This window comes from Bradyrhizobium sp. (genome assembly GCF_049581145.1).
Taxonomy (GTDB): Bacteria; Pseudomonadota; Alphaproteobacteria; order Rhizobiales; family Xanthobacteraceae; genus Bradyrhizobium.
In genome coordinates, this window is sequence record NZ_JBAURI010000986.1 from 1 (window position 1) to 2,073 (window position 2,073).

Annotated in this window: 2 protein-coding genes; both read left to right on the top strand. The window is 63.7% G+C overall.

Annotated elements, in window-relative coordinates; genetic code table 11:
* Positions 1 to 938, top strand: a 938-nt coding sequence (locus WCB02_RS32105) for a hypothetical protein (protein WP_423964577.1), incomplete at its 5' end; no start/stop codon positions are given.
* 21 nt (positions 939 to 959) lie between these two features.
* Positions 960 to 1,928, top strand: coding sequence for a DUF5309 domain-containing protein (locus WCB02_RS32110; RefSeq protein ID WP_423964579.1), 969 nt, complete (start codon positions 960 to 962; stop codon positions 1,926 to 1,928).
* Positions 1,929 to 2,073: the final 145 nt, after the last annotated feature.

The following is a 2,073-nucleotide window of genomic DNA, read 5'->3' on the forward strand; positions in this document are numbered from 1 at the left end:
ACGATGGCGCCGATGACACGGCTGCCCCGGATCACGAATTGTCCGATGAGGGCAACGCCGCCCCTGATCACGATCAGGCTCCCGGCGAGAACGAGGGCGATGACGCTGAAGTTGAAAAACTTCCTCCCGTCGAACGCCCGCGATCTTGGGCCAAAGAGGATGACGCCGAATGGAGCGCCTTGCCTCGCCCGCTGCAGGAGAAGATTGCAGCGCGCGAACAGGCGCGAGATGCGGCGATCCGCAAAGGCCAGAACGACGCTGCCGAAAAGCTCAAGGGCCTTTCGGCCAAAGAGCAGGCGGCGGAACAGGCACGGCAGGCTTACGAAGGCCAGGCGCGGCAAGCGCTCAACGTCCTGATGCGGGAGCAGCAGCAACGCTTCCCCGATATCAAGACCATGGCCGACGTGGTGAAACTGTCGGAAATCGACCCGCTTCGCTTCATCCAGTGGCAGGCGCATCAGCAGGATCTGCAGGTGCAGGCTGCCGCCGTGAAGGAGGCGGACGATCGCGGCGCGAAGCAAAAGGCCGATGCGTGGAACACCTTCCGAGCGAAGGAAAACGCATCCGTCCTGGAGCACATTCCAGAGCTTGGGGATGCGGAGAAGGCGCCGAAGATCATGCAGCGCGCGGTTGCGCATCTGCAGAACCTTGGTTTCACAGCCGAAGAGTTGGGCGCATTCGACAAGGGCGAGAAGCTGTCGCTTTTCGATCATCGGGTGCAGCGCCTGATCTTCGACGGCATGCGCTACCAGGATGTGCAGAAGGCGGCCAAGTCGGCTGCGAAAAAGCCCGTTCCTCCCGTGCAGCGTCCAGGCGTCAAGGCCGCCGGCAACGGCGCGTCCGAGCGCGTGCAATCCCTCAACTCGAAACTCTCATCTTCCGGCTCGCTCAAGGACGCCGCGGCATTGCTTGTCGCTCGGCGGAACGCGCGCCGGTAGGGCCAAACCTCAGAGGACACAATGGCCGCTCCTACCAACACGTTCACCGCCGCGACCGCGGTCGGCAACCGCGAAGACCTGTCGGACATGATCTATCGGATCGATCCGACCGACACCCCGTTCATGTCCGGCGCCGAGCGCGAGAAGGCGACCGCCGTCTATCACGAATGGCAGACGCAAGCTCTCGCGGCTGCGAACAACGCCAACGCGCAGGTCGAAGGCGACACGCCGACGGCAGTTGCCGTCACGCCAACCGTGCGGCTCGGCAACTACACCCAGATCAGCTACAAGGTTGCGAGCGTTTCGGGCACGCAACAGGCGGTCGAGCATGCCGGCCGTGACAACGAGCTGGCTTACCAGGAAATGCTGAAAGGCCTGGAGCTGAAGCGTGACATGGAGGCCGTCTTGACCTCCGCCGCGCAGGTCAAGAGCAGCGGCAGCCCGCGCAACACCGGCACGCTCTTGTCGTGGGTGGGCCTGTCGAACGGCGTTGCCAACACCGGCTCCAGCGGCACCGCCGGCGCCAACCCGACCACCGCGGACGGAACCACGCAGCGCGTCGACGCCACCAACGTCATTGCCTTCACCGAATCGCGCTTCAAGCAGACGCTCAATTCGTGCTGGACCAATGGCGGCAAGCCGGATCTCGTCATGGTCGGCGCCTTCAACAAGCAGCAGTTCTCGACCTTCACCGGCCGGGCCACCACCACGCAGGACACCAAGTCGAAGCGGATCGTTGCCTCCGTCGATTTCTACGAGTCGGATTTCGGCAAGCTCAAGGTGGTCGGCAACCGCTTCCAGCGCCCGCGCGACGCCTGGGCGCTGCAGATGGACATGTTCGCGGTCGCCTTCCTCAACGGCCGCAACATGATCTCGATCCCGCTCGCCAAGCTCGGCGACAGCGATCAGCGCGAAGTGCTGTCGGAGTACACGCTGGTGGTCCGCAACGAGAAATCGTCCGGCGGCGTGTTCGACAACACCAGCTCTTAAAGCCTCACTCACGATCAACCGGGCGGCCGCTCTGGCCGCCCGCTCTTTCTTAACCGGAGGCTTCCGACATGCCACTTACCAAGGATCGGCCGCTCAACGAAGTCACGCTGGCCGAGAGCACGACGTCGATTGCGACGTCTCCCGT